Origin of the sequence: Sulfitobacter sp. M39, from assembly GCF_021735935.1 — a bacterium.
In the GTDB taxonomy this organism is placed as follows: Bacteria; Pseudomonadota; Alphaproteobacteria; order Rhodobacterales; family Rhodobacteraceae; genus Sulfitobacter.
Genome location: NZ_WMDZ01000001.1, coordinates 2,083,358 through 2,100,917, shown reverse-complemented (window position 1 = coordinate 2,100,917; position 17,560 = coordinate 2,083,358). Strand labels below are relative to the sequence as shown.

At 60.4% G+C, this 17,560-nt stretch carries 19 protein-coding genes; 11 read left to right on the top strand and 8 right to left on the bottom strand.

Going from position 1 to position 17,560, the window contains the following annotated elements:
* Positions 1 to 78 precede the first annotated feature (78 nt).
* Positions 79 to 846, top strand: coding sequence for a DeoR/GlpR family DNA-binding transcription regulator (locus GLP43_RS10205; RefSeq protein ID WP_237279220.1), 768 nt, complete (start codon positions 79 to 81; stop codon positions 844 to 846).
* A gap of 3 nt (positions 847 to 849) precedes the next feature.
* On the opposite strand, the gene GLP43_RS10200 is transcribed toward GLP43_RS10205, so the two are convergent.
* The 5 genes from GLP43_RS10200 to GLP43_RS10180 form a co-directional block, all read right to left on the bottom strand.
* A complete protein-coding gene (locus tag GLP43_RS10200) occupies positions 850 to 1,632 on the bottom strand; it encodes an amino acid ABC transporter ATP-binding protein (RefSeq protein ID WP_237279219.1) in 783 nt (260 codons plus the stop codon).
* The gene (locus GLP43_RS10195) at positions 1,629 to 2,303 is read right to left on the bottom strand and encodes an amino acid ABC transporter permease (protein WP_005853555.1); all 675 of its coding nucleotides are present in this window, start codon (positions 2,301 to 2,303) and stop codon (positions 1,629 to 1,631) included. The genes GLP43_RS10200 and GLP43_RS10195 overlap by 4 nt, the downstream gene beginning before the upstream one ends.
* Positions 2,304 to 2,309: 6 nt before the next feature.
* Positions 2,310 to 3,062 carry an amino acid ABC transporter substrate-binding protein gene (locus GLP43_RS10190; protein WP_005853554.1) on the bottom strand — a complete coding sequence of 251 codons (753 nt, stop codon included), beginning with the start codon at positions 3,060 to 3,062 and terminating at the stop codon, positions 2,310 to 2,312.
* A gap of 321 nt (positions 3,063 to 3,383) precedes the next feature.
* Positions 3,384 to 3,602 (bottom strand): DUF1127 domain-containing protein, encoded by a 219-nt coding sequence (locus GLP43_RS10185; protein ID WP_237279218.1) that lies wholly within the window; start codon positions 3,600 to 3,602, stop codon positions 3,384 to 3,386.
* 83 nt (positions 3,603 to 3,685) lie between these two features.
* Positions 3,686 to 3,853 (bottom strand): RSP_7527 family protein, encoded by a 168-nt coding sequence (locus tag GLP43_RS10180; protein WP_235183784.1) that lies wholly within the window; start codon positions 3,851 to 3,853, stop codon positions 3,686 to 3,688.
* 377 nt (positions 3,854 to 4,230) lie between these two features.
* On the opposite strand from GLP43_RS10180, the gene GLP43_RS10175 reads away from it, so the two are divergent.
* Positions 4,231 to 4,557 (top strand): TfoX/Sxy family protein, encoded by a 327-nt coding sequence (locus tag GLP43_RS10175; RefSeq protein ID WP_237279217.1) that lies wholly within the window; start codon positions 4,231 to 4,233, stop codon positions 4,555 to 4,557.
* A 93-nt stretch (positions 4,558 to 4,650) separates the two neighbouring features.
* Positions 4,651 to 5,067 carry a DUF4112 domain-containing protein gene (locus tag GLP43_RS10170; RefSeq protein ID WP_237279216.1) on the top strand — a complete coding sequence of 139 codons (417 nt, stop codon included), beginning with the start codon at positions 4,651 to 4,653 and terminating at the stop codon, positions 5,065 to 5,067.
* A 91-nt stretch (positions 5,068 to 5,158) separates the two neighbouring features.
* On the opposite strand, the gene ndk is transcribed toward GLP43_RS10170, so the two are convergent.
* Entirely contained in the window at positions 5,159 to 5,581 is a 423-nt protein-coding gene (ndk, locus tag GLP43_RS10165; protein ID WP_237279215.1) for a nucleoside-diphosphate kinase, read from the bottom strand.
* 104 nt (positions 5,582 to 5,685) lie between these two features.
* Between ndk and abc-f the strand changes: the two genes are divergently transcribed.
* From abc-f to GLP43_RS10150, 3 genes are read left to right on the top strand one after another with little or no spacing between them, the layout of a single operon-like run.
* Entirely contained in the window at positions 5,686 to 7,548 is a 1,863-nt protein-coding gene (abc-f, locus tag GLP43_RS10160; protein ID WP_237279954.1) for a ribosomal protection-like ABC-F family protein, read from the top strand.
* Positions 7,549 to 7,601: 53 nt separating this feature from the next.
* Positions 7,602 to 8,237, top strand: coding sequence for a MarC family protein (locus tag GLP43_RS10155; RefSeq protein ID WP_237279953.1), 636 nt, complete (start codon positions 7,602 to 7,604; stop codon positions 8,235 to 8,237).
* 51 nt (positions 8,238 to 8,288) lie between these two features.
* Positions 8,289 to 8,873, top strand: coding sequence for a retropepsin-like aspartic protease family protein (locus GLP43_RS10150; protein ID WP_237279214.1), 585 nt, complete (start codon positions 8,289 to 8,291; stop codon positions 8,871 to 8,873).
* A 27-nt stretch (positions 8,874 to 8,900) separates the two neighbouring features.
* Here GLP43_RS10150 and GLP43_RS10145 read toward each other — a convergent pair whose 3' ends face one another.
* Both GLP43_RS10145 and GLP43_RS10140 read right to left on the bottom strand, forming a co-directional pair.
* Positions 8,901 to 9,359, bottom strand: coding sequence for a DNA polymerase III subunit chi (locus GLP43_RS10145; protein WP_237279213.1), 459 nt, complete (start codon positions 9,357 to 9,359; stop codon positions 8,901 to 8,903).
* A gap of 5 nt (positions 9,360 to 9,364) precedes the next feature.
* Positions 9,365 to 10,837, bottom strand: coding sequence for a leucyl aminopeptidase (locus GLP43_RS10140; protein ID WP_237279212.1), 1,473 nt, complete (start codon positions 10,835 to 10,837; stop codon positions 9,365 to 9,367).
* 139 nt (positions 10,838 to 10,976) lie between these two features.
* Here GLP43_RS10140 and lptF point away from each other — a divergent pair, with 139 nt between their 5' ends.
* Genes lptF through pdxA form a run of 5 tightly spaced genes read left to right on the top strand, consistent with a single transcriptional unit; the run spans position 10,977 to position 17,547 of the window.
* Complete coding sequence (lptF, locus tag GLP43_RS10135; protein WP_237279211.1) at positions 10,977 to 12,107, top strand: LPS export ABC transporter permease LptF; 1,131 nt, start codon at positions 10,977 to 10,979, stop codon at positions 12,105 to 12,107.
* Positions 12,104 to 13,201: an LPS export ABC transporter permease LptG gene (gene lptG / locus GLP43_RS10130; RefSeq protein WP_237279210.1), complete on the top strand. Its 1,098-nt coding sequence runs from the start codon at positions 12,104 to 12,106 to the stop codon at positions 13,199 to 13,201. The genes lptF and lptG overlap by 4 nt, the downstream gene beginning before the upstream one ends.
* A gap of 1 nt (position 13,202) precedes the next feature.
* Positions 13,203 to 15,341, top strand: coding sequence for an LPS-assembly protein LptD (locus GLP43_RS10125; protein ID WP_237279209.1), 2,139 nt, complete (start codon positions 13,203 to 13,205; stop codon positions 15,339 to 15,341).
* Between the two features lie 5 nt (positions 15,342 to 15,346).
* Entirely contained in the window at positions 15,347 to 16,564 is a 1,218-nt protein-coding gene (locus GLP43_RS10120) for a peptidylprolyl isomerase (RefSeq protein WP_237279208.1), read from the top strand.
* Positions 16,561 to 17,547, top strand: a complete 987-nt coding sequence (gene pdxA / locus GLP43_RS10115) for a 4-hydroxythreonine-4-phosphate dehydrogenase PdxA (protein ID WP_237279207.1) — start codon at positions 16,561 to 16,563, stop codon at positions 17,545 to 17,547. The genes GLP43_RS10120 and pdxA overlap by 4 nt, the downstream gene beginning before the upstream one ends.
* Positions 17,548 to 17,560: the final 13 nt, after the last annotated feature.

Here is a 17,560-nt window from a genome sequence, read left to right as displayed (position 1 = left end):
CGGATTTAATTATATTGCGCCGTGGACGGGGTCGCTCTAGGGTCCGGCTAACCTTGAGTTGTTTTCGAAGGAAAATAGATGGCGCGACCTACTCTGACTGACCGGCGCGACAGGATCATTGCGCTGCTGTCGCAGAACGACGCTTTGTCCCCTGCCGAACTATCGCAGCGTTTGGATGTCTCGGTGCAGACCATCCGCGCCGACCTGCGCGACCTTGATGACGCGGCACTGGTGCAGCGTCGCAAGGGAAAGGTGCAGCTGCGCCAGCAAAGCGAGAACATCGGCTACCTGCCCCGCGAAACCATCGCGCGACAGGAAAAGCAGCGCATCGCCTTGGCGGTCAAGAACCTGATCCCCGACGGCGCACGGGTGGCGCTTGGGACGGGGACGACGGTGGAGCATTGCGCGCGGTTTCTGTCGTCGCACAAAGACCTATTCGTCGCGACCAACAGCATCCACGCGGTTTGCGCCCTGCAGAATGCCGCGGGCGTGGTGGTAGAGCTGGCGGGCGGCAATGTACGGATGCGCGATCTGGATCTGATCGGCGCTGCAGCGCTGGCGTTTTTTGCGGGTTACCGCATGGATTACGCGGTGTTCAGCTGCGGCGGGCTGTCGGGGTCGGGCGCGGTGATGGACTATAACTCGGACGAGGTGCTGGCGCGCAAGGCGATTGCCGGCTGCGCCAAGACAACGATCCTGGTGGCCGATCAGGGCAAGGCGGATTTGGACCTTGCCTGCCAGCACGGGGAGATCTGGGCCTATGATTACCTTGTCACAGGGGCCGCGCTGTCGCCCGATCTGCTGTCCCGCGCCACCGCCCATGGGTGCACGGTGATCAAGGTCTAGTCCCTAGCCCGTGACACGCCGCAAGAAGGATTGGGTGCGCGGGTCTTTGGGCGCATCAAGCAGTTCTGCCGGTGGGCCCTGTTCGACAATCCGTCCCTCGTCCATAAAGACGATCCGATCCGCAATCTCGCGCGCGAACTGGATCTCGTGGGTCACGATCAGCATGGTCTGTCGTTTCTCGGCCACGCGCCGCATGAGGTCGAGCACCTCTCCCACCCATTCGGGGTCCAGCGCCGAGGTCGGTTCGTCAAACAGCATCAGATCCGCATCCAGCGCCATCGCGCGGCCGATGCCCACCCGTTGCTGCTGGCCGCCCGACAGTGCTGCGGGATAGCTATCGGCTTTCTCGAACAGACCAGTTTCGCGCAGCGTCGCATCGGCACGGGCGTTGGCCTCCGCCTTGCTATAGCCCTGAACGGTGATCAGCGCCTGAGTGATATTCTCGCGTGCGGTCTTGTTGGCAAACAGCGCGTAGTTCTGAAACACGAAGGACGTCCGCCGCCGCAGCGCCAGAATATCGGCCCGTTTCGCCGTAGCTGCATCGACAGACATATCGCCAATGCGGATGATGCCCGCATCAGGCGCGTCAAGAAAGTTCAGGCAGCGCAGCAAGGTGGACTTCCCCGTGCCCGACGGCCCGATGATCACCACCCGTTCTCCTTGGGCGATATCAAGCGAGATGTCTTTCAGCACCGCGGTGCTGCCAAAGGATTTGGTCAGGCCGGATATGGTGATCCCGTCACCCGTCGCGCTGCCCGTCGCTGGATTGCTTTGTGTCGTGGTCATCGCGCATGTGCCTTGTTCAGATAGACCTCTAGGTGACGCTGTGCGAAGGCCAATGTCTCTACCATGACCCAATAGATCGCGGCGACGACGAGAAAGGCTTCGAAGTAGAGGAAGCTGCCCGCCGCCTCTTTCTGGGTCGCCCCCATCAGTTCGGTCACGCCAAGGGTAAAGGCCAGCGAGGTGCCTTTGATCATATCGATAAAGTAGTTCACCAATGTCGGTGCCGCGACCCTCGAGGCTTGTGGCAGAATAATCTGGCGCATCATCTGGCCTTGGGTCATGCCAACGGCCTGCGCGGCCTCCCACTGGCTGCGGTCCACACCCAGAATGGCGGCGCGGATGCTTTCCGCCATATAGGCCGAGAAATGCAGCGTCAGCCCCATGATGGTCGCGGTGACGCCGTCGATCTTGCCAAGAAAACTCAGGACTTGCGGCAGGCCGTAGTAGAACAGGAACAACTGCACCAACAACGGCGTGCCGCGAAAGAAGCTGATGAACAGCCGCACAAAAACGTCGAGGACCGGAACCCGAAACACCCGTTCAACCGCGAGCACCGAGGCCAGCACCAATGCGCAGACCATGCCCACAAACGCCATGAACAGCGTCAGCGGGACATAGCCCAGCAACACGGGCAGCAAGCCCCACATATATTCGAAATCCAGTCCCCGCATCTTGTGTTACTCGGCTGTTGTGATGTCAGAGCCGAACCATTTTTCCGAAATCTCGGTCAGGGTGCCGTCTTCTTTCAGCTTGGTGATCGCGGCGTCAAACCGGTCACGCAGGGCCTGACCTTCGTCATCGTTGCGGAAGGGCAGCGCGTTGCGGATCTCGCTAAAGGGTTTGCCCGCAAGCGCCAGCGGCAGCGGGCTTTCCGCGATCAGCTGGGCCGAGGAAACGCGGTCCATCACAAAGGCATCCACGCGACCAAGGGCCGTGTCTTGCGCAATGTTGCTTTCATAGGTGCGAATGTCGATCTCGCCCGCATTTGGCAGTTCGTTCAACAGTTCCTCGAAGTTGGAGCCGAGGTTGACCGCAACGGTCTTTCCGCTCAGATCCTCGACACTGCCGATGGTGTCTTCGTTGCCCTCTTTCACCACGACCTGCGCCCCGTCAAAGACATAGGGCTGCGAAAAGGCGAATTTCGCCTCGCGTTCGGGGGTGATGGTGATCTGGTTGGCGATCGTGTCGATGCGGCCGGATTCCAGCGCGCCGATCAGGCCGGAAAAGGACATGGTGACGAAATTCACCTCGTCGCCGGTTTCCTTGGCGACGGCGTTGATGAAATCGACCTCGAACCCTTGAAGCTCGTCAAGCTTTACGAAGGTAAAGGGAAAGTACCCGCCCGACATGCCGACATTCAGCGTCTCTGCCTGAGCAGCACTGACGCCGGTAGCAAGGGCGATTGCGGTGAGTGTGGCGTGTTTGATCATGATATTCTCCGTTACGTCTAAGGGGGAGGTAACATGACGCAGCCGCGCTTCAATGGCGCAGCGTCAAGCAAGTCCGCGGTGGTGTCATTCATTCTTGGTCAGGAATATTATTCTGGCAAGCGCTTTGATCGCGAAACGCTGTTTCGGAGGCCGCAGCGGCGGTTGGGGCTTTTGGGGAAAATATCAAGCGACGCAGTGGCTGATTGGGGGAATCATCAGCGCCGGATTTCACCGCATAAGCGTCTGATCAGACAAAATAAAACCGCCGCAAAGTGGGAGGACTTTGCGGCGGGAAAATTCTTGTGGCGTTCGGCGTCGTTGTTAGCGCAGGGCAACCGCTTGCGAGGCAATATGGCGGATCTCGCCACGTGCAACACCGATATCTGCCAGATCTCGGTCATTCATCGCCGACAGCTCGCGGAAGGTCTGGCGTTTGGCGCGTTGATCAGCGCTGTAGGCACGGAATGCATCAAGCGACTGGCGCAGCTTGGGCATCAGACCCACAACAGGTGCGGCGGTATATGTGGATGTATAGCTCATTTCTTATTCTCTCTTTCACGTCTATGCGGCGGCCTATCCACCGCATTCGGTTTGGTATGTTCCGTCAGCGAAGCGCTGGCGGTTTAGGCTGCTGCCGTGCCGCGGGGTGCGGTGCGGAACAGGCCTGTAAACTTGCGCGATGCTTTGGCAACAGCGGCAGAGATATAGGCACTGCGCAGCGCGTTCGCTTCGGCAAGAAGACGGTCGACTTCGACCGGAGTGGCGGTTTTGTATGTAGCTTCGGTTTTCATTTTCCAGCTTTCCATTTCAGGGCTTCGATGCCCGTGACCGTCATATGTGCGCGGTGCAGCAAAGGTGCAAACCATAGTGGATATGCGGAAAACGCATGGCTTAAATGGCACAGTTTCGCCCCAAAACCGCCCATATCCGGCCCTTAAACCGGCAGTTTTCGACTTCACCGTGAACGAAAGGGCCGCCCGAACGTTGGTAGCCCCTGAAACGGAGAGACCAACACAAGCCGGAGAAGACCCATGACCAAGCAATCGCCGCAGCAGCAACAATCCGCCCCACCCAAACCCGCGCCGGAAAAACCCCAGCCGGTGATATTTACGGATTACGCCAGCATCTGAAAGTGACAGGCGGCACGCTGCGGTATAAACAGCCCGGTATGACTGACCCTGTTTCTTCCATCCGCAATCTTGGCCCCGCGTTCGAGGAAAGCTGCGCACGTGCGGGCATCCACTCTGCCGACGAATTGCGCGACCTTGGTGCCGATGCGGCCTATGAGAGGTTGCTGCAAAATGGTCAGCGCCCCCACTTCATCGGGTACTATGTTCTGGTGATGGGGCTTCAGGGGCGCCCGTGGAACGACTGCAAGGGGGAAGAAAAGAAAGCCCTGCGGGTCAAGTTCGACGCGATCAAGGCCCGTGCCCATGATACCGGAAGATCTGAATTCGAACGCATGATGAACCTGATCGGTGTGCGCGAGGCGTAAGGTTCCTTTGCGAAACCTGAAGGCGGCAGCGGAACGGCACAGCCTCCATAGGCGTTGGGTCGTAAACGTAGCCCCAACAGGACACACTGCCCCATGCCACATACCCCCGACGTTCAACACGACCTTGACCGGCTGCGTGGCCTTGCCCGTACGATGGACAGCGCCCTGCGCGTGCCTGTGCTGGGCATTCGGCTGGGCTGGGACAGCATCCTTGGCCTGATACCCGGTGTTGGCGACGTTCTGACTTTGGCACCAGCGGGCTATATCCTGAAGGAAGCGCATCGCATGGGCGCAAGCCGGTCGGTCCTGGCGCGTATGGGGGCGAATGTGGGCATCGACCTTGCGATTGGTGCGATCCCCCTGATCGGTGACATCTTTGACGTAGGCTGGAAGGCAAACATCCGCAACGTCGATCTATTGCACCGTCATCTTGAACAAACGGCGCCGATGAAAACTGTGAGCCCAGTGGACGGTGAGCTGTCGTCACACCATCCGACCCTTAAAGGCTGAACAGATCGGCCGCCGTAATGTGGTCCCCGTTGCATGAAAAAAGGGCCGCAGTTGCCTGCGACCCTTTTCATCTGTCCAAACCTGTGAAGATTTAGCCAACCAGTTCCAGACCGGAGAAGAAATACGCGATTTCGACTGCGGCTGTTTCAGGCGCGTCGGACCCGTGAACGGAGTTTTCGCCAACGGATTCGGCGAATTCTGCGCGGATCGTGCCTTCGGCTGCGTCTGCTGGGTTGGTTGCGCCCATCACTTCGCGGTTTTTCGCGATGGCACCTTCGCCTTCGAGAACCTGAACAACAACAGGCTCGGACGCCATGAATTCGCACAGTTCGTCATAGAAAGGACGCTCGGCGTGCACGGCATAGAAAACGCCGGCTTGCGCCTTTGTCATGTGAATACGCTTTTGTGCGACGATGCGCAGGCCGGCGTCTTCGAATTTGGCGTTGATTTTGCCGGTCAGGTTGCGGCGTGTTGCGTCTGGTTTGATGATCGAGAATGTGCGCTCAAGGGCCATGATAGCTCTCCTAGGTGGGGTTGATTTGGCCGCTCCCTAGCATGGGTCATCCCCCGTGAAAAGCCGCGATTGACGCGGGGCCAGACATGGTTCACACCGCGTCCATGTTAAGCATTTCAGAAATCAACTATTCCGTCGAAGGCCGCCCCTTGTTCGAGGAAGCCAGCGCGGTCATCCCCGAAGGCCACAAAGTGGGTCTGGTCGGGCAAAACGGTGCGGGTAAAACCACGCTGTTCAAAATCATTCGCGGAGAGCTGTCGCTGGACGCGGGCGACATCAGCCTGCCCTCGCGCGCCAAGATCGGGGGCATCGCCCAAGAGGTCCCGTCCTCTGACGTGTCGCTGATCGATACGGTGCTCGCCGCCGATGTCGAACGCGCCGCCTTGATGCACGAGGCAGAGACAACGGATGATCCCGCGCGCATCGCCGAGGTGCAGACCCGCCTTGCCGATATCGATGCCTGGTCCGCCGAAGGCCGTGCCGCCGCGATCCTCAAGGGGCTCGGCTTTGACGACCATGATCAGCAGCAGCCCTGTTCGGCCTATTCGGGCGGGTGGCGGATGCGTGTGGCGCTGGCGGGCGTTCTGTTCGCGCAGCCAGATTTGCTGCTGTTGGACGAACCGACCAACTACCTCGACCTTGAAGGCGCGTTGTGGCTGGAAAACTACCTGTCGAAATACCCGCATACGGTGATCATCATCAGCCACGACCGTGGTCTGTTGAACCGTGCCGTCGGTGGTATCCTGCACCTCGAAGACCGTAAGCTCACGTATTATCAGGGTAATTACGACCAATTCGCGAAAATGCGGGCCGAAAAGCGTGCGCAGCTGACAGCGCAGGCGAAAAAGCAGCAAGCGCATAAGGCGCATATGCAGGCATTTGTGGACCGCTTTAAGGCCAAGGCCTCCAAGGCGAAACAGGCGCAGTCGCGGATGAAGGCCATCGAGAAGATGGTGACAATCACGCCGCCGGAGGAAGCCGCGCGCAAGGTCTTTACCTTCCCGCAGCCCGATGAGCTTTCGCCGCCCATCATCAGTATCGAAGGCGGATCGACCGGCTATACCGAGGGCCAACCCGTCCTGTCGCGCCTGAACTTGCGGATCGACCAAGACGACCGCATCGCGCTGTTGGGCAAAAACGGTCAGGGTAAATCTACCCTGTCCAAACTGCTCTCCAACCGTTTGGTGTTGTTCGAGGGCAAGGCGATCAACTCCAGCAAGCTGCGCATCGGGTTTTTTGCACAGCATCAGGTGGACGAATTGATCGTCCATGAAACGCCGCTGCAGCATATGATCAGCGCGCGCCCCGGTGTGATGCAATCCAAGCTGCGCGCACAGTTGGCGGGGTTCGGTCTGGGACCGGATCAGGCCGATACCGAAGTGGGTCGTCTGTCGGGGGGGCAAAAGGCGCGTCTGTCGCTGCTGCTCGCCACATTGGACGCGCCGCATTTGCTGATCCTCGATGAGCCGACCAACCACCTTGATATAGAATCGCGCGAGGCGCTGGTCGAGGCGTTGACCCGCTATTCGGGCGCTGTGATCCTTGTCAGCCACGATATGCACCTTTTGTCGATGGTCGCGGACCGTCTGTGGCTGGTGTCGAACGGCACAGTCAAACCCTATGAGGATGACCTCGAAGCCTACCGCAAGATGCTGTTGACCGTGGAAAAGCCGGTCAGCAAGAACGCCAAACCGGTCAAGGAATTGCCAAAACCCAAGCGCGCCAACCGCGAAGACATCCTTGCGCTACGCTCCGAAGTGCGCACGGCCGAGGCGCGGGTGACCAAGATCAACGACATGCGCGACAAGCTGGCGAAAAAGCTCGCGGACCCTGCCCTTTACGAAAAGGACAAAGTCGGCGAACTTGAGGTCTGGAACAAGAAATACGCCGAAGTCATGGCCGCCCTTGAACGGGCAGAGGCGATCTGGATGGGCGCGTTGGAGAAACTGGAAACCGCGTCGGCGTAACGCCCGCGCGGCGCAAGGGATAAGGACGGGGCTGGCCCCGGTGACGTTTTATGATGGCACTTGATCTGGCATTCATGATCACCGCTTTCGCGACGATGATCGTGATCATTGATCCCTTTGCGATCGGCCCGATGTTTCTGGCCCTGACCCCCGGTATGACCCCGCGCCAGCGCCGATTGATTGCATGGCGGTCGGTCATCATCGCGGGGCTGCTGCTGCTGGTCTTTGCCGCCTTTGGCGAGGCTGTGCTTGGCTTTATCGGCATCTCCATGCCCGCCTTCCGTGTCGCGGGGGGCGTGCTGCTGTTTCTGACCGCGCTTGATATGTTGTTCGACCGCCGCACGAAACGCCGCGAGGGCCATGCCGAGGCGGATGACGATCACGACGACCCATCGGTATTTCCGCTGGCCATCCCCTTGATCGCGGGCCCCGGCTCTATCGCGTCGGTAATCCTGCTGACGGGCGAGAAACCGGGCCTTGAAGGGCTGGTGACCGTCGTCGCGATCACTTTCGCCGTCCTGATCATCATGGGCATCACGATGCAGGCCAGCGGTTACCTTGAAAACGCTTTGGGCAAGGTCGGGATCAACGTGATTACGCGGCTTTTGGGTATGCTGCTTGCCGCGCTGTCGGTGCAATTCGTGCTCGACGGGCTTAGCGCTTTCGGTTTCGGGCCGGGTCCGGGCTGACTTTTCCGCGCCCTGCCCCCATATCTTTGGAAGATTGCCAAAGGATATACGATGCCGGACATTGAAACAGGACGTTTGATCTATCTGATCGTGCTCATGGCGATGGTCGCGGGCTGGTTCTTTATGCAAAGCCGTCAGGGCTGGAACAAGACGCTGCAACAGGTCGCTGTCTGGGCCATGATCTTTACCGGAGCAGCCGCGGGCTACGGCCTTTGGGAGGATATCAACCGGCAAGGTGACATCCCGCGCCAAGCCTATGAGGCCAGCACCGGCAGCGTCACCCTACCACGCGCCCGCGACGGGCATTATTATCTGACGGCGACGATCAACGGCACGCCGCTCCGCTTTGTGGTGGACACCGGCGCGACGGATATGGTGCTGACCCGCGCCGACGCCGAAGCCGCAGGGCTTTCGCCCGATAGCCTGAACTATCTGGGCCGTGCCAGCACCGCCAACGGCGAAGTACGCACCGCCTATGTGCGGCTGGACGAGGTTGAACTGGGCGGGGTGCGCGATACCGATGTGCCCGCGGTCGTGAACGAAGGCGAGATGCGGCAATCCTTGCTGGGGATGGGCTATTTGCAACGCTGGGGCCGGATCGAGATCACCAACGGAGAGTTGATCCTCACCCGTTAGAACGCGTTGAAACGCGGCGGAATGCCCTCAGGTCTCTGCCTTTTTCTCCCACCGACCCGATTCCTCGGACCAATATTGCGCAGAGGCTCCTGCGGCTTTCAGCGATTTCCACTGATCCCGCGCGACGTTCAAGGCGTGGTCGTCCAGCCCGTCGAACAGGATGCACACCCGATCCAGCGCCGCGACCTCCTGTGCCGACACAGCCGCACCGTGGATCGAAAACACGCAGCTTGCGTTATTGGGCACTTGGCTGTCCGTGGTCAGCAAAACCGTCTGTTCGGCGTCATGGGGACCACCAGCCAGTCCATGCGGTAAAAAGCCATCCTCGGGCCCGCGCCACAGGGCAACATCCAGCTGTTCGAGCAGGTTTTGATCGGTGCCGCGTACCGCCACACGCCAGCCCGCACCTTGGGCTTTGCCCAAAAGCATGGTCAGCGTTTCGACCAGCGGTCGCTGGGTCAGATGGTAGAAATACGCGGCACCCATCAGGTTTACTCTGTCTCGTAGAGGTTTGTAATCAAACGGTTCAGCGCAGCAACGCCCCAGCCCGTGGCCCCGACGGGTGCCAGCGCTGTCTCGGTTTTGACAGAAGCCACACCGGCGATATCAAGGTGAATCCACGGCGTGCCCTCCTTGATGAACCGTTGCAGGAATTGCGCCGCAGTGATCGACCCGGCGGGACGCCCACCGATATTTTTCATGTCGGCGATGCGGCTTTTCAGCAGCTTGTCATAGCCCGCGCCCATGGGCATGCGCCACGCGCCTTCACCCTCGGTTTTTGCTGCCTTGAGGAAGGCGTTGCACAGCGTATCGTCGTTCGAGAAAACCCCCGCATTGTCATGACCCAAGCCGATGATAATCGCGCCGGTCAGCGTGGCCAAGTCGATCACGCCCGCGGGGTTGAACCGCTCTTGCGCATACCAAAGCACGTCGCAAAGCACCAAACGGCCTTCGGCGTCGGTATTGATCACCTCGACCGTGTCGCCCTTCATCGTCTTGATCACGTCACCGGGGCGGGTTGCCGTGCTGGATGGCATGTTCTCTACGATACCGACAAGACCGACGACATTGGCCTTGGCCTTGCGCAGGGCAAGGCTGCGCATCACCCCCGAGACAACGCCCGCGCCGCCCATGTCCATTGTCATGTCTTCCATGCCCGCGCCCGGTTTCAGGCTGATGCCGCCGGTGTCGAACACCACGCCCTTGCCGACCAGCGCCAGCGGGGCCGCGTCTTTCTCGCCGCCGTTCCATTTCATCACCACGACGTAGGACGGGCTGGCAGACCCCTGCCCGACGCTGAGCAAGGTGCGCATCCCCAGCTCTTCCAGCTTGGCTTCGTCCAGCACTTCGACCTCAAGGCCGATTGACTCCATCTCGGCCAGACGGTCGGCGAATTCGGTGGTGGTCAGGATGTTCGCGGGTTCGTTCGTCAGGTCGCGGGTCATAAAGGCGCCGTCGGCGATGGCCAGCAGAGGCGCAGCAGCGGCTTCGACCTCTTCGGGTTTGGAATTCATGATCACGACCTGCCCCTTGCGCGGCTTGCCGTTGCTTTTGCGATCCTCAAACGTGTAGTCGCGCATGGCCAGTCCAAAGCAAAGCTCGGCCGCTTTGCGCAAACCGCCCGTCAACACCAGCAGACCCGCATCGCCACGTCGTTTCGCAAGCGCCGCACCGGCTGCGCGCAGGGCTTCTTGGTCGGCGTTATTCGCCAGTTGCACCACATCCACGGCCTCGGCCGCCATGCCGGTGGGAAACCCAAGGCTGACCGCATCGCCCGCTGACAATTTCGTGAAGCTGTCGCTGGCCACCAGACGTTCCAACGCGCCTTTGGTCAGCTTGTTGATGCGCCGCGCGGAGGGGTTGAGCTTGCCATCCGCGCCCACAGTCACAGCCACACGGCCCGTGTGGCCTGCGATCTGGTCAATATCGGTTTCAGTAAATGTCATTGGCGTCAATGCGGTCATCAGGTGAACCCCTTTTGTCTGAATTTCGCTTAGACGTATCCTGCGTGCGCCGTTAAGGCCAGATAGCAGTTTTCGTGGGCGGAAATTTACTTTATTGTCGGGCGAAAGTTCACCCGTGTTGATACCCAAGGGATGCAGATTGGCCAAGTTCGACCGCTATATGTTGTCCCAGTTCCTGATTTTGTTCAGTTTCTTTGCGTTGATCTTGGTGGCGATTTTCTGGATCAACCGCGCTGTGGTGCTGTTTGACCGGCTGATTGGCGACGGCCAGACGGCGCTGGTGTTTCTGGAATTTACGGTGTTGGGGCTGCCCAAGCTGATCACCACCGTCCTGCCGATCGCGACCTTTGCGGGATCGGTCTATGTGATCAACCGGATGACCAGCGAATCCGAGCTGACGGTGTTGCAGGCAACGGGCACCAGCCCTTGGCGTCTGGCGCGGCCCGTGTTCGTCTATGGCCTATGCGTCGCGATCATGATGTCGGTGCTGACCCATTTGCTTTTGCCCCTGTCCAACGGACAGTTGTCTGAACGCGAGGCCGAGATTTCGCAAAACGTCACCGCGCGGCTGCTGACCGAAGGCACATTCCTGCATCCGACCTCCAAGGTGACATTCTATACCCGCGTGATCGCCGCCGACGGGGTATTGCGCGATGTGTTCCTGTCGGACCGGCGCAACCCCGACGAGGGCGTGATCTATACCGCGTCCGAAGCCTATCTGATCCGCAATGGCGATGGTACTACGCTGATCATGGTCGATGGCATGGCGCAACGGCTTGAGATGGCGGGCAAACGCCTGTCGACCGCCAAGTTCCGCGATTTCTCGTTCGATATCTCGGCATTGGTCAGCAGCGACAAACCTCGTACCCAATCCATCGACGCCATGCCCACGGCAGAGATGTTTGCCCAGTGGGATCAGCTTGAGACGATCACCAAATCCAGCGCGGGCGAGATCGCAGAAGAGCTGACGGCGCGCTTTGCCTCGGCGGCGTTTTGTATGATCGCTGCGATGATCGGCTATGCGACACTGGTGCTCGGAGGGTTTTCACGCTTCGGGGTCTGGCGCGAGATCGTGATCGCATTTGGTCTGCTCATCGCGATTGACGGGTTGCGCGGCACTTTGGTTGAAACGGTGCGCGACGATGCCAGCCGCTGGCCGCTGCTGTTTCTGCCCAGCCTGATTGGCGCTGTGATCGTGATCGGGATGATCTGGCAAACCGCGCATCCGGGCTGGACCAAACGGATGGGCAAGCAAAGGGGCGTCGCATGATCCTGCATCTCTATTTCGCGCGCCGCTTTGTCGTGGGGTTTATCCTCATTTCCGCCGTGCTGTTTTCGCTGATTGCGTTGGTGGATATGGTCGATCAGGCACGCCGGTTCAGCAGCTACGATATCGGCTGGCTGCGCCTCTTCGGGATGACGTTGTTAAACGCGCCCCAAACCATGAACCTGATCTTGCCGCTGATCATGATCCTCGCGACCGTGGTGTTGTTTTTGTCGCTCGCACGCTCGTCAGAACTGGTGGTGACCCGTGCCGCCGGCCGGTCAGCGCTCAGCGCGTTGCAGGCCCCGATCTGGGTGGCGTTCATCATTGGCGTGATGGCTGTGGGCATGCTGAACCCCATCGTTGCGGCGACCGCGAAACGTTACATCCAGCTCAGCGACAGCATTCGCGCGGGCGGGACCTCTGTCCTGTCCGTCAGCGACGAAGGGCTGTGGCTGCGCCAGGGCAGTGACGAGGGGCAGACCGTGATCCGTGCATGGCGGTCGAACAAGGACGCCTCGGTGCTTTATGATGTCACGTTCCTCAGCTACGCCCCCGAGGGCGGTCCCGCGCGCCGGATCGAAGCGGACAGCGCCGCGCTGGAAGATGGCATCTGGACGTTGACCGATGCGAAGTCATGGCCGCTTGAAGTGGGGGTGAACGCCGAAGGCGCGGCAGAGACGTTTGACACGCTCACCCTGCCCTCGACCCTGACGCTCGACCGTATCCGCGACAGCATCACCGATCCCGGTGCCGTCTCGATCTATGATTTGCCCGATTACATCAAACAACTTGAACTGGCAGGCTTCAGCCCGCGCCGCCACAAGGTTTGGCTGCAGACCGAACTGGCGCGGCCCTTCTTTCTGGTTGCGATGGTTCTGGTTGCGAGCGCGTTTACCATGCGCCATACGAGGTTCGGAGGCACGGGCGTCGCGGTGCTGGCCTCTGTTCTGATGGGGTTCGGCTTGTATTTTATTCGCAGTTTTGCGCAAATTCTGGGGGAGAACGGGCAGATTCCAGTTCTTCTTGCGGCCTGGGCGCCGCCTGTCGCGTCCATTCTTCTGGCGCTTGGTCTTCTACTTCATTCAGAGGATGGCTGACATGCGCCGTTTGCTCCTGACCCTTCTCGTCGCCCTTGGTCTGCCCGCTGCCGCTCAAGACAGCGAACGCCCTGCCGTTCTGGTGGCCGATGACCTGTTCATTACCCGTAACCGGGAACTGGTCGCCCAAGGCAACGTAGAGGCGTTTCAGGGCACGACCCGCATCCGTGCCTCGGCGATCCGCTATAATGATGAAACCGGTGCCTTGGTGATCGAAGGGCCGATTGTGCTGAACGATGGCGATGGCACCGTCATTCTCGCTGATGCGGCAGAGCTGGACCAGGGGTTGCAGAACGGTCTGCTGCGTGGCGCACGTATGGTGCTGAACCAGCAGGTGCAGATGGCCGCCGTCCAGATCGACCGTGTCGAGGGGCGCTATAGCCAACTGTACAAGACCGCCGTGACCTCATGCAAAACCTGCAATGACGGCGAGCTGCCCCTCTGGCAGATCCGCGCGCGCCGCGTGGTGCATGATACCGTGGCGCAGCAACTGTATTTCGATGATGCGACGTTCCACATCCGGTCGGTGCCGGTGTTCTACCTGCCCCGTTTGCGTCTGCCCGACCCGACGTTGGACCGCGCGGACGGGTTTCTCGCCCCATCTATTCGCACAACGTCGCTGTTGGGCACAGGGCTGAAGCTGCCCTATTTCATCACCTTGGGCGAAAGCCGCGACCTGACTCTGACGCCCTATCTGTCGTCCTCGACCCGCACCCTTGAATTTCGCTATCGGCAGGCGTTCACCAATGGTGATATCGAGTTTAACGGAGCCTACACCCGCGATGACCAACTGCCAGATGAGACCCGTGGCTATCTATTCGGTGAAGGCAGCTTTGAGCTTGAGCGCGGCTACAAGCTGAGTTTCACGATCGAGGCCGTCAGCGACAGCTCTTACTTTACTGAATACGGCTATTCGGACGACGACCGTTTGCGCAGTGACCTCACACTTTCACGCGCGCGACGTGACAGCTTTGTGCGTACCAGCCTTTACAACTTTGAAACCCTGCGCCCCGGAGAGTTGAACAGCACCCTGCCCACGGTCGTGATCGACGGTGAATTCGAACGACGCTTTTTCCCTAAAGCGTGGGGTGGCGAGCTGCGGTTCGGACTTGAGGCGCATAGTCATTGGCGCTCGTCCGATGTGGATACTGACGCCAATAACGATGGAGAGGTAGATGGTCGCGACATCTCTAGGATCAACGGGTCGCTCAAGTATCTGCGTCGCTTCACCCACCGCTCCGGCTTGGTCACCGATGCGCAGGTCGGTACAACGTTCAATTTCTTTGACATCACTCAAGATGCCAATCTACCGCAGAACCACAGCGACATCGCGCCTTTCGCAGCGGTCGGTCTAAGCTACCCGATGGCACGTCGCGAGGCCGGTGGTGCGTCGCAGGTGCTGACGCCCGTGGTGCAACTGGGGTGGACAGATGGCAGCAGGCTCGACATTCCGAACGAGGAAAGCACCCGCGTGGAATTCGATCAGGGCAATATCCTGTCGCTCTCGCGCTTTCCGCGCCCCGACCGGCGCGAACGCGGCACAACCGCGGCAGTAGCGGTGAACTGGTCGCGCTTTGACCCCAATGGCTGGGACACTTATGTCGCGGTCGGTCAGGTGTTTCGCAGCGTCAGCGACCCTGCATTCACCGATACATCCGGCCTGTCGGGCGTGCGCTCTGACGTGCTGCTGGCGGGGCAGATCAAGAATAACGCCGGTCTTTCGCTGACCGCGCGGACCTTGGTCGACTCCGATTTCGACATCTCCAAGGCGGAACTGCGCGGCGGGTGGAGCTTTGGTAAAACCACCGTCGAAGGCACCTATGTCTGGCTTGAGGCTGATCTGGACGAAGACCGGACCGAAGCGATTTCCGAGGTGTCGCTTGACGGCAGCTACGACATCAACAAGCAATGGTCCGCCAGCGCCGATGTGCGCTATGACGTGCAAAACAGCACAGCGGCGACGGCGGGGCTTGGCCTGACCTACAATAATGAATGTGTGAGCGTCGACCTTTCGGTGCGCCGCCGCTATACCTCCTCAACAAGTGTTGAGCCCTCTACCGATATCGGGTTTAACATCGGCCTGCGGGGCTTCTCGGCCTCCAACGGAACAGAAAGATATGAGCGATCATGTGGGAAATAAGTAAGATGAACCTGAACCGTCTGACACGAAGCATCGCCGTCCTTGGGCTGGGTCTGATGACCGCTGCCCCCGTTTCGGCGCAAAACCTCTTTGCGCCCGTCGCCAAGGTGAATGAATCCGTTGTAACCGAATTCGAAGTTCAGCAGCGCCAGCGCTTTCTCGAGGTGTTGAACGCACCGGGCGCGACCCGCGAAGGCGCGCTGACCTCGCTGATCGACGAACGCCTGCGCAACGAGGCCGTGGCCGAAGCTGGCATCGAACTGACGCCGCAGGGCATCAACGACAGCCTTGCCGAATTTGCCTCGCGCGCGGATCTGAGCACTGAAGAATTCACCCAGGCCCTTGGTCAATCCGGCGTCTCGCGCGAGACGTTTCGCGATTTCGTCGTGAATTCGGTCGGGTGGCGTGAACTGGTGCGTGCCCGCTATGCCAGCCGCGTACAGATCACCGATGCTGAAATCAGCCGCGCTTTGGGCGAAACCCAAGGCAGCGGTGTGCGCGTTCTCGTGTCCGAGATCATCATTCCCGCCCCGCCCCAGCAAGCCGCACGGGTGAACGCGCTGGCAGAACAAATCTCGCAATCCAAATCAACGGCAGAGTTTTCGAACTATGCCAGCCGCTATTCCGCGACCGCCTCGCGCGGGCGTGGCGGGCGGCTGCCGTGGCAGAACCTGACGGACCTGCCGCCAAGCCTGCAGCCGCTGATCTTGAACCTCGCACCGGGCGAGGTTACCGACCCGCTGCCGATCCCCAACGCCGTGGCGCTGTTCCAACTGCGCGACATCGAGGAAACTAGCGTCGCCGCGCCGACCTATTCCGAGATTGAATACGCAGCCTACTATATCCCCGGTGGCCGCATAGAACCCGCGCTGGCACAGGCAGCGCAGATTCGTGGCCGCATCGATACCTGCGATGACCTTTACGGCATCGCCAAGGGCCAGCCGGCAGAAGTGTTGGAGCGTGTGAAGAAAGCCCCCTCGGATATCCCGCAGGACGTGGCGATTGAACTGTCCAAGCTCGACACAGGCGAGGTTTCGACCACGCTGACCCGCGCCAATGGTCAGACGCTGATGCTGCTGATGATGTGTGGGCGTACCGCCGCCGCCAATGCCTCCGCCTCGCGCGAGGATGTGACCAACGCGCTGCGTCAGGAACGACTGACCGGCTATGCCGAACAGCTGCTGGAGCAATTGCGGGCCGACGCGCGCATCGTTCGCAAATGACCCAAGCCAAGACGGGCTTGGCCGACAAGCCGGTTGTGATCTCTTGCGGCGAACCCTCTGGCATCGGGCCAGAGGTCGCCGCACGGGCCTGGGCGATGCTGGCGGGCGAAGTGCCGCTCGCCTGGATCGGTGATCCGCGCCACCTGCCCCAAGACATCCCCCATTGCATCATCGACAGCCCGTCGGACGCGCTTGCCGCGGGCAGCGACGCCTTGCCCGTGCTGCGCCATGACTTCGCCGCCGGTGCCGTTGCGGGCGAGCCGGACCCCGCCAATGCCCGAGGGGTGATCGACGTGATCGCGCGTGGTGTTGACCTGGTGCGCAGCGGGGCTGCATGTGCGCTGACCACCGCGCCCATTCACAAAAAGGCGCTGAAAGACGGGGCTGCTTTTGCCTATCCGGGCCACACCGAATACCTTGCCGCGCTGGCGGGCGGAAGCGATGTGGTGATGATGCTCGCCTCTGACCAACTGCGGGTGGTGCCGGCCACAATCCATATCGCGCTGGATCAGGTCCCCAATGTGCTGACCTCCGCGCATCTGCGTCGCGTGATAGAGATTACGGCGGCGGGGCTTCGCTCTCAATTCGGGATCAAGGCCCCCAGGATCGCCATCGCAGGTCTGAACCCCCATGCGGGCGAAGGCGGTACAATGGGCCGTCAGGAAGCCGATTGGATGACGGCGCTGGTCACCCAGATGCAGGGCGAAGGCTATGACCTGACCGGCCCGCACCCTGCCGATACGATGTTCCACGCCGCCGCACGTGCGCGCTATGACGCGGCGATTGCCATGTATCACGATCAGGCGCTGATCCCGATCAAGACGCTGGATTTCGACCGCGGCGTCAATGTGACGCTCGGTCTGCCGTTCATCCGCACCTCGCCCGATCACGGCACCGCCTTTGACATCGCGGGTCAGGGCATCGCCAACCCCACCAGCATGGTCGAGGCGCTGCGCATGGCCTATCGCATGGCACAATCATGATCCCGCGCCCCCA

Coding starts and splice junctions, on each gene's coding strand:
- pdxA (WP_237279207.1), top strand. CDS start 16,561: ATGACCCAAGCCAAGACGGGCTTGGCCGACAAGCCGGTTGTGATCTCT.
- GLP43_RS10150 (WP_237279214.1), top strand. CDS start 8,289: ATGCCGGACATTGAAACAGGACGTTTGATCTATCTGATCGTGCTCATG.
- GLP43_RS10125 (WP_237279209.1), top strand. CDS start 13,203: ATGCGCCGTTTGCTCCTGACCCTTCTCGTCGCCCTTGGTCTGCCCGCT.
- abc-f (WP_237279954.1), top strand. CDS start 5,686: ATGTTAAGCATTTCAGAAATCAACTATTCCGTCGAAGGCCGCCCCTTG.
- GLP43_RS10170 (WP_237279216.1), top strand. CDS start 4,651: ATGCCACATACCCCCGACGTTCAACACGACCTTGACCGGCTGCGTGGC.
- GLP43_RS10185 (WP_237279218.1), bottom strand. CDS start 3,602: ATGAGCTATACATCCACATATACCGCCGCACCTGTTGTGGGTCTGATG.
- lptG (WP_237279210.1), top strand. CDS start 12,104: ATGATCCTGCATCTCTATTTCGCGCGCCGCTTTGTCGTGGGGTTTATC.
- GLP43_RS10180 (WP_235183784.1), bottom strand. CDS start 3,853: ATGAAAACCGAAGCTACATACAAAACCGCCACTCCGGTCGAAGTCGAC.
- GLP43_RS10200 (WP_237279219.1), bottom strand. CDS start 1,632: ATGACCACGACACAAAGCAATCCAGCGACGGGCAGCGCGACGGGTGAC.
- GLP43_RS10195 (WP_005853555.1), bottom strand. CDS start 2,303: ATGCGGGGACTGGATTTCGAATATATGTGGGGCTTGCTGCCCGTGTTG.
- GLP43_RS10145 (WP_237279213.1), bottom strand. CDS start 9,359: ATGGGTGCCGCGTATTTCTACCATCTGACCCAGCGACCGCTGGTCGAA.
- ndk (WP_237279215.1), bottom strand. CDS start 5,581: ATGGCCCTTGAGCGCACATTCTCGATCATCAAACCAGACGCAACACGC.
- GLP43_RS10140 (WP_237279212.1), bottom strand. CDS start 10,837: ATGACCGCATTGACGCCAATGACATTTACTGAAACCGATATTGACCAG.
- GLP43_RS10175 (WP_237279217.1), top strand. CDS start 4,231: ATGACTGACCCTGTTTCTTCCATCCGCAATCTTGGCCCCGCGTTCGAG.
- GLP43_RS10120 (WP_237279208.1), top strand. CDS start 15,347: ATGAACCTGAACCGTCTGACACGAAGCATCGCCGTCCTTGGGCTGGGT.
- GLP43_RS10190 (WP_005853554.1), bottom strand. CDS start 3,062: ATGATCAAACACGCCACACTCACCGCAATCGCCCTTGCTACCGGCGTC.
- GLP43_RS10155 (WP_237279953.1), top strand. CDS start 7,602: ATGGCACTTGATCTGGCATTCATGATCACCGCTTTCGCGACGATGATC.
- GLP43_RS10205 (WP_237279220.1), top strand. CDS start 79: ATGGCGCGACCTACTCTGACTGACCGGCGCGACAGGATCATTGCGCTG.